Source organism: Streptomyces sudanensis, assembly GCF_023614315.1.
In the GTDB taxonomy this organism is placed as follows: domain Bacteria; phylum Actinomycetota; class Actinomycetes; order Streptomycetales; family Streptomycetaceae; genus Streptomyces; species Streptomyces sudanensis.
The window spans coordinates 1475951-1482571 of the sequence record NZ_CP095474.1; the positions used below are offsets into that span (position 1 = coordinate 1475951).

Annotated in this window: 2 protein-coding genes and 2 pseudogenes; 2 read left to right on the forward strand and 2 right to left on the reverse strand. The window is 73.0% G+C overall.

What is annotated here, in order from left to right; all coding sequences use genetic code 11:
- Nucleotides 1–10: 10 nt before the first annotated feature.
- A pseudogene (locus MW084_RS06780) lies at nucleotides 11–819 on the reverse strand (lytic transglycosylase domain-containing protein); the annotation flags it as partial.
- Between the two features lie 247 nt (nucleotides 820–1066).
- Here MW084_RS06780 and MW084_RS06785 point away from each other — a divergent pair.
- Nucleotides 1067–1897 (forward strand): DUF4184 family protein, encoded by an 831-nt coding sequence (locus tag MW084_RS06785; RefSeq protein ID WP_010474146.1) that lies wholly within the window; start codon nucleotides 1067–1069, stop codon nucleotides 1895–1897.
- Between the two features lie 65 nt (nucleotides 1898–1962).
- Here MW084_RS06785 and polA read toward each other — a convergent pair whose 3' ends face one another.
- Nucleotides 1963–4671 (reverse strand): DNA polymerase I, encoded by a 2709-nt coding sequence (polA, locus tag MW084_RS06790; RefSeq protein WP_010474148.1) that lies wholly within the window; start codon nucleotides 4669–4671, stop codon nucleotides 1963–1965.
- A 119-nt stretch (nucleotides 4672–4790) separates the two neighbouring features.
- On the opposite strand from polA, the pseudogene MW084_RS06795 reads away from it, so the two are divergent.
- Nucleotides 4791–6621, forward strand: a pseudogene (locus tag MW084_RS06795) (FdhF/YdeP family oxidoreductase); the annotation flags it as partial.

Here is a 6621-nt window from a genome sequence, read left to right on the forward strand (position 1 = left end):
GGNCGGGGNNGGGCGGGAGTCGCTGCGGTCGACGGGCTGCACGCCGGTGCCGTCGGGGACCTGGTGCGTGCCGCGCTTGTAGAACTCGAACCAGGACAGGACCGTGCGCAGGTACTCGCGGGACTGGTTGTAGCTGAGGATGGCCCGGTCGAGGTCGGCCTTGACCGCGAGGTCGCGGTCGTTGGCGCACAGGTACATGCCGGCGGCCTGGGCGGCGTCGTAGATGTTGTTGGGGTCCTTGCGGCCGTCGCCGTTGGCGTCCTGCCCCCAGGAGGCCCAGGTGGACGGGATGAACTGCATGGGGCCCACGGCGCGGTCGTGGAGGGTGTCGCCGTCGTACGCGCCGCGGTCGGTGTCGTTGATGTCGGCGAAGCCGTTGCCGTCGAGGGCGGGGCCCAGGATGGCCGTGAAGGTGGTGCCGTCGGCGTCGACACGTCCGCCGCGCGCCTGGCCGGACTCCACCTTGCCTATGCCGGCGAGGAGTTGCCAGGGCAGGTTGCAACCGGGCCGGGTGGTCCTGAGGTGCTGCTCGGCCTGCTTGTACGCGGCGAGCACGGTGGCCGGGATGCCCGCCTCGGCCGGGCCGGCGACCACGGGGGCCGGGGTCTTCAGCGGCGGCAGGTCGATGTAGTACGGCGAGTCGCCGGTGGCGGTGGAGCCCGGCGAGGCCGGCGGTGTGGCGTCGCCGACCGGCTGCCCGCCGGCGTCGGCGGGGGTGGCGCCCGGTGCCTGCGATGCAGAGAGCGCCGCCACGGCCGCGGCGGCGACCGCGGTGGTGGTGGCGCTCTTGCGCAGTCGACGGCGGATGTGCGCTGCCATGCGTCTGTATCCCTCCCCGGTGGCGCCCGTCGGCGCCGAAGGCCTCTGCCGCGCGGCCCGGGGCGCGGCTCAGGCGACCCTACGGCAATCGGCGGCCTTCTCACACCGAGGGGTGACCGCTTTTCACGCTTTCGTCACTGGTCATCCTTGTGACCGTTCCGAACCTGACGGCGTCCCACATGGATCATGGCGTGACCGATACTGGGCGGGCTTGTGGTTCGAGGAGCGATCACCGGGGGCGCCGTCCATGCCGTTCACACTCAGTCACGCCGCCGCGGTGCTGCCTGCGATGCGCCGGTCCGGCGCCGCGCGGGGCCCGCTGGTCGCCTCGGCCCTCGTCGCGGGGTCGTTCTCGCCCGACATGACGTACTTCGCGGACAGCGTCGTGCCCGGCGCGATGGCGCTGGGGGAGTTCACGCACGGCGTGTGGGGGCTGCTGACCGCGGACCCCCTGACGGCCGCGTTGCTGGTCGGGGTGTGGCTGATGGTCCGTGAGCCGCTGGTGGTGCTGCTGCCGGGACGGTGGCAGGGCCGGGTGCGGGGGGTGCTGCGGGGCCGTCCGTGGCGCGGGCGGCACCCGGTGGCGCTGGCGGCGTGGTTCTACGTCTCCGCGGTCGCCGGTGCGGCCACCCACGTCGGGTGGGACCTGTTCACCCACCCCGGCCGGTGGGGTGTGCGGATGCTGCCCGTACTGGGCGAGACCGCGGGGGGCCTGCCCGTGTACCTGTACGTCCAGTACGGCGGGTCGGCCGTGGCGCTGGCCGTCCTGGTGTGGTTCGGGTACGGCGCGCTGCGCCGCGTCCCCGCCGAGGAGGCCGGGGAGGCCGGGGAGGCGGGCGCGGCGCGGCCGGCGTCGACGCGGCGGGACCGGTGGCTGGCGGGTGGGCTGCTCGGAGGGTGCGTGGCCGCCGGGGTGGTGCACCGGTGCGTGCGCTGGTACGCGTACTGGGGGCGAATCGAGACGCCGCTCGACATCGTCCCGACCGCGTGCTTCGGCGCCGGGGCGGGGCTGGCCGCGGGCCTGGTGGTGTACGGGGCGGGGATGCGGCTGCGTGCCCGCGCGGCGTCCCGTCCCTGAGGCCCGCCCGTACGGGGTGGCGCGACCGCGGTGTCGCGCCGCCCCGCCGGGCGGTCCGCGGCCGGTCAGTGCGCGGCCGACTCCCAGTCGCGGCCGACGCCCACCGACATGTCCAGCGGGGCCCGCAGCTCGACCGCCGACGTCATCTCGCGGCGCACCAGCTCCTCGACCCGCTCCCGCTCCCCGGGCGCGAGTTCCAGCACGATCTCGTCGTGGACCTGGAGCAGCATCCGCGAGGCCAGGCCGGCCTCGGTCAGCGCCCGGTCGACACCGAGCATGGCGACCTTCACGATGTCGGCGGCCGTGCCCTGGATCGGGGCGTTGAGCGCCATCCGCTCGGCCGTCTCGCGCCGCTGCCGGTTGTCGCTGTTCAGGTCCGGCAGGTAGCGGCGGCGTCCCAGCATCGTCTGCGTGTACCCGGTCGCGCGGGCCTCCTCGACGACGCGGTGCAGGTAGTCCCGCACCCCGCCGAACCGCTCGAAGTAGGTGTCCATCAGGGCGCGCGCCTCGGCGGCGTCGATGTTCAGCTGCTGCGACAGGCCGAACGCGGACAGGCCGTACGCCAGTCCGTACGACATGGCCTTGATCTTGCGGCGCATCTCGGCGTCGACCGCCGACTTGTCGACGCCGAACACCTGGGAGGCGACCGTGGTGTGCAGGTCCTCGCCGGAGGTGAACGCCTCGATGAGGCCCTCGTCCTGCGACAGGTGCGCCATGACCCGCAGCTCGATCTGGCTGTAGTCGGCGGTCATCAGGGCCTCGAAGCCCTCGCCGACGACGAAGCCCCGGCGGATGGCGCGGCCCTCGTCCGTGCGGACCGGGATGTTCTGCAGGTTCGGGTCCGTGGACGACAGGCGGCCGGTCGCCGCGACCGTCTGGTTGAACGTGGTGTGGATCCGGCCGTCCGCCGCGACCGTCTTGACCAGGCCCTCCACGGTGACGCGGAGCTTGGCCTGCTCCCGGTGGCGCAGCATGATCACGGGCAGTTCGTGCTCGGTCTGCGCGGCCAGCCAGGCCAGCGCGTCGGCGTCGGTGGTGTACCCGGTCTTGGTCTTCTTGGTCTTCGGCAGGTTCAGCTCGCCGAAGAGGACCTCCTGGAGCTGCTTGGGCGAGCCCAGGTTGAACTCGTGGCCGACCGAGGCGTGCGCCTCCCGCACGGCCTGCCCGACGGCGCCGGCGAACTGCTGCTCCATCGCCTCCAGGTGCGGCCGGTCGGCGGCGATGCCGTGCCGCTCCATCCGGGCGAGCAGTTCGGACGTGGGCAGCTCCACCTCGTGCAGCAGCCGTGTCGCGCCCACCTCCTCCAGTCGCGCGGCGAGCGCCTCGCCCAGGTCGAGGACGGCGCGCGCCTGCGTCATCAGCGCGTCGGCCTCGGCCGTGTCGTCCGCGCCGAACGCCAGCTGGCCGTCGGCGGACGGCGGGGCGAGTTCCCGCCCCAGGTACTCGACGGCCAGGGCGTCCAGGGCGAAGGAGCGGCGGCCCGGCTTCACCAGGTACGCCGCGAGTGCCGTGTCCATGGTGACGCCGGCGACGCGCCAGCCGTGCTCGGGGAAGACCCGCATGGCGGCCTTGGCGTCGTGCAGCACCTTCGGGCGGGCCGGGTCCGAGACCCACAGGGCGAACGCCCGCTCGTCGGCCTCGTCCAGCCGCGACGGGTCGAACCAGGCCGCCGCGCCGTCCGCCGACGCGAGGGCGACCTCGGTGACGCCGCCGGCGCCCAGCGCCCAGCCGTCCACCACCGCCATGCCGAGGGGCCTCTCCCCGTGCCGCTCCAGCCACGGCGCCAGCTCGCCGGTGTCCAGCACCGAGCCGTCCAGCTCCACCCCGGCCGCCGGGGCGGGCGCCGCCTCCTCCTGGGAACCCGGGTCGACGGCGAGCAGCCGCTCCCGCAGGCTCGGGTTGCGGATCTCCAGGACCTCCAGGAAGCCCTTCAGCGCCGCCCGGTCGTACGGGACGCGCTCCAGCTCCGCCACCGACTTCGGCAGCTCCACGTCCCGTACCAGCTCCGTCAGGTGCCGGTTCAGCTTCACCGACTCCAGGTGGTCGCGCAGCGCCTGCCCGACCTTGCCCTTCACCTCGGCGGCCCGCTCCACCAGCTCCCCGAACGACCCGAACTGGTTGATCCACTTGGCGGCCGTCTTCTCGCCGACGCCCGGGATGCCCGGCAGGTTGTCCGACGGGTCGCCGCGCAGCGCGGCGAAGTCCGGGTACTGGCTCGGCGACAGCCCGTACTTCTCCCGCACCTTCTCCGGCGTGAACCGGGTCAGCTCCGAGACGCCCTTCGTCGGGTACAGCACCGTGACGCGGTCCGACACCAGCTGGAACGAGTCGCGGTCGCCGGTGACGACCAGCACGTCGAAGCCGTCCGCCTCCGCCCGCGTGGCCAGCGTGGCGATGACGTCGTCCGCCTCGTAGCCCTCCACGGCGAAACGCGGCGCGTTCATCGTGTCCAGCAGCTCGCCGATCAGCTCGACCTGCCCCTTGAACGCGTCGGGCGTGGCGGAGCGGTTCGCCTTGTACTCGGGGAACTCCTCCGAGCGCCAGGTCCTGCGGGACACGTCGAACGCCACCGCGAAATGCGTCGGCGCCTCGTCACGCAGCGTGTTCGCCAGCATCGACGCGAAGCCGTACACGGCATTGGTCACCTGCCCGCCCGACGTCGTGAAGTTCTCCGCGGGCAGCGCGAAGAACGCCCGGTACGCCAGGGAGTGCCCGTCCATCAGGAGCAGGCGCGGACGGTCTTGCGCGGTCTTCTTCGATGCTGTCTCTGCCACGTACCCGATCCTGCCACGCCCCACCGACAACCCGGCACGGACGCACGCGCCGCGGCGCCCCGTGACAGGATCGAACACGTACCCGCGTACGCACGTACGACGAACCGAGGGAGTGCGCCATGGCCAGCCGACCGCCCGCAGGGGACCCCGTCCAGGACGCTCCGCAGGTGACGCCCGCCCCGCACGCCGCCGCGGGCCTGCCGGGCGTCGTCCACGGCCTGCGCGCCGCCCACGCGCAGATGGGGCCGGCCCGCGCCGCCCGCACCCTCCTCAAGGTCAACCAGAAGGACGGCTTCGACTGCCCCGGCTGCGCCTGGCCCGAAGGCGACAGGCGGCACACCGCGGAGTTCTGCGAGAACGGCGCCAAGGCCGTCGCCGAGGAGGCCACGCTGCGCCGGGTCACCCCCGAGTTCTTCGCCGCGCACCCCCTGGCCGACCTGGCCGGCCGCAGCGGCTACTGGCTCGGCCAGCAGGGCCGCATCACCCACCCGATGTACCTGCCGGAAGGCGCCGACCGCTACGAGCCGATCGGCTGGGAGCAGGCTTTCTCGATCATCGCGGAGGAGCTGACCGCCCTGGGCTCCCCCGACGAGGCGCTGTTCTACACCTCCGGCCGGACCAGCAACGAAGCCGCGTTCCTCCTCCAGCTGTTCGCCCGCGAGTTCGGCACGAACAACCTGCCCGACTGCTCCAACATGTGCCACGAGTCGTCCGGCTCCGCACTCACCGAGACCCTCGGCGTCGGCAAGGGCAGCGTCTCCCTCGACGACCTCCACCGGGCCGACCTGATCGTCATCGCCGGACAGAACCCCGGCACGAACCACCCGCGGATGCTGACCGCGCTGGAGAAGGCCAAGGCCGCCGGCGCGCGGATCATCTCGATCAACCCCCTGCCCGAAGCGGGCCTGGAGAGGTTCAAGAACCCCCAGACCCCCCGGGGACTGCTGAAGGGCACCGCCCTCACCGACCTGTTCCTGCAGATCCGCATCGGCGGCGACCAGGCCCTGTTCCGCCTCCTCAACAAACTGATCCTCGACACCGAGGGCGCCGTCGACGAGGAGTTCGTCCGCACCCACACCCACGGCTTCGAGGAGTTCGCCGCCGCCGCCCGCACCACCGACTGGGACGAGACGCTCACCGCGACCGGACTGACCCGCGACGGGATCGAACGCGCCCTGCGCATGATCCTCGCCTCCCGGCGCACCGTCGTCTGCTGGGCGATGGGCCTCACCCAGCACAAGCACTCCGTGCCCACCATCCGGGAGATCGTCAACCTCCTCCTGCTGCGCGGCGCCATCGGCCGCCCCGGCGCCGGCGTCTGCCCCGTCCGCGGCCACTCCAACGTCCAGGGCGACCGCACCATGGGCATCTTCGAACGCCCCTCGGACGCGTTCCTCGACGCCCTGGACCGGGAATTCGGCATCACCTCCCCCCGCCACCACGGGTACGACGTGGTCCGCTCCATCCGGGCCCTGCGCGACGGCCACGCGAAGGTGTTCTTCGCGATGGGCGGCAACTTCGTCGCCGCCACCCCCGACACCCACGTCACCGAGGCCGCCATGCGCCGCGCCCGCCTCACCGTGCACGTCTCCACCAAACTCAACCGGTCCCACGTCGTCACCGGCACACGCGCACTGATCCTGCCCACCCTCGGCCGCACCGACCGCGACGTACAGGCATCCGGCCGGCAGGTCGTCACCGTCGAGGACTCCATGGGCCTCGTCCACGCCTCCCGCGGCAACCTGCCCCCCGCAAGCCCCCACCTGCTGTCCGAACCCGCCATCATCGCCCGCATGGCCCGCGCCGTCCTCGGCACCTCCTCCACCACACCCTGGGAGGACTTCGAGAAGGACTACGCCGCCATCCGCGACCGCATCGCGCGCGTCGTCCCCGGCTTCGAGGACTTCAACGCCCGCCTCGCCGCCCACCCCGGCGGATTCGCCCCTGTCA

Excerpts from the sequence above, each read along its gene's own strand:
- MW084_RS06785 (WP_010474146.1), top strand. The coding sequence starts at position 1,067 with ATGCCGTTCACACTCAGTCACGCCGCCGCGGTGCTGCCTGCGATGCGC.